A 1982-nucleotide genomic window follows, 5' to 3' on the forward strand; every position below is an offset into this window, starting at 1 on the left:
TCAGCTAGATTATGAAGGTGAGCTAGCAGTTATCATCGGAAAGCAAGGTAAAGCGATTAATCTGGAAGAGGCACTCGAGTATGTCTTCGGATATACGATAATCAATGATGTAACAGCGAGAGACTTGTAGGCGCGCCATAAACAGTTTTTCATCGGCAAGAGCCTGGACACAACCTGTCCGATGGGACCATGGATCGTCCATAAGTCAGCAATTAAGAATCCGAACAACCTGAATATCCAGACGCTGGTGAATGGAGAAATCAGGCAGGATTCAAACACGGAAAACTTTATCTTTCCGGTCGAAGAAATCATTTCAGTCCTATCACAGGGCATGACGCTGGAGCCTGGAGATATCATCGCTACCGGTACGCCAGCGGGAGTAGGCAAAGGCTATAAACCTCCACGATTCCTCAAATCAGGGGATAGGATTGAAATTTCTGTTGAAGGAATCGGTACGTTGAGCAATATAGTACAAGGCTAACCTTTTATAGGCTGACAATTGGTCATATGAACACTTTATATTTAGGATTTTCCTTTTGTATATGGTATGATATTTTAGAATTTGACGATAGGAGGACGTGTAAAAATGATACATGCCCATATGACTGCGTGGTTTTTGGCGCTTATTTTATTTTTTGTTTCATTAGGCCTACATAAAAGCGGTAAAGAAAAAGGCTCAAAGATTGTCCACATGATCCTAAGGGTTGTTTACCTGCTGATTCTGTTGACAGGCTTTATGCTATTGTCCAGCATAAACATTTCTATTATGTACGTGCTGAAGGCAGCAGTAGGACTTTGGGTTATTTCCATGCTGGAAATGATCTTGATCCGCACGAAGAAGAACGAAAAAGCTTCAATTTTATGGATCCAGTTCATTGTTGCATTGCTTCTTGTATTATATTTGGGATTCTCGCTTCCGCTTGGAACAGACTTGTTCTAATAATCGATTTTGTCGAAAAAGCTGCTGATATGTTGGCAGCTTTTTCTTTTTTTGTCATATCTTCGCCCATGAAAATATGGTATTTTAGGAGATAGGGATATTGGAGAAATAAGATTATTGGAGATTGCAATGGCTACGACAAAAAGCTGCGTTTATCAAAACGAAGAACAACTTAATAGCTATATCGAGAGTAATTCATTGCAAGCTTGCCCAAATTTGCTTGTGCAAATTTTTTTCAGGCAAGAAGATGAACAAATTATTTACGCTCTGCAGGATTTGATTATAGAAAAACTACCACAGGCTGCGTTGATGAACTGTGAAGCCGGCGAAAATTTGCCTGCACAAAAACATATGGTTGTTTGCTTTACGATTTTTAACAAGCAAGAACTGGAATTAATTTTACAAAAACATAATCAGTATACAATTAATACTTTGACCACTTTAGTTGAAACCTCACAACAAGATATTCTCCATCTGAATGAAAGCTTGAAAATTTCCGAGCAATATTATCGGTCGCTGTTCGATAACAATGGCGATTTTGTTTATTCAACTGATTTAAAAGGGAACTTCACAAGCGTGAACCAATCGTTTTTAAGAACATTCGGTTTCAGTGAAACTGAGCTTATTGGCAAACCTGCGTTGAGCTTTATCAACCAGGAAGATGTTCCGCGCGCTAAAATGCATTTTGTCCAGGCTTTAAGGGGAAGGGACCAGACCTATACAATCGAAATCCCGATTAAGAGCGGAGAAACGCAGATTTTTCAGGTGAAAAATATTCCGATAACAATTAATGGTGAATGTGTCGGAACATATGGGATTGGACGGAATATCACTGATCAGAAGAAAACAGAAGAAAAAATAATCCAGCTAGCCTACTATGACCATGATACCGGCTTGCCGAACAGGATGAGGTTCACCGAACAGCTAGAGGAAAGGCTTCGCCGGGCCAAGAAAAAGAAGGAGCTCCTCGCAGTTCTTGTAATAGATATTGATCGTTTCAAAATCATCAACGACAGCCTTGGGCATTATGCCGGAGATATTG

The 1982-nt window shown here is 39.9% G+C and carries 2 protein-coding genes and 1 pseudogene; all 3 read left to right on the plus strand.

The genetic code is table 11. The features are described from left to right. A pseudogene (locus WB217_RS06295) lies at window positions 1–481 on the plus strand (fumarylacetoacetate hydrolase family protein); the annotation flags it as partial. 105 nt (window positions 482–586) lie between these two features. After that, window positions 587–940 carry a YisL family protein gene (locus tag WB217_RS06300; RefSeq protein ID WP_423991706.1) on the plus strand — a complete coding sequence of 118 codons (354 nt, stop codon included), beginning with the start codon at window positions 587–589 and terminating at the stop codon, window positions 938–940. A 129-nt stretch (window positions 941–1069) separates the two neighbouring features. Continuing rightward, the coding region (locus WB217_RS06305) for a PAS domain S-box protein (protein ID WP_423991708.1) at window positions 1070–1982 on the plus strand (913 nt) is incomplete at its 3' end.

It is taken from the genome of Mesobacillus sp. (assembly GCF_049588175.1).
Classification (GTDB): Bacteria; Bacillota; Bacilli; order Bacillales; family Cytobacillaceae; genus Mesobacillus.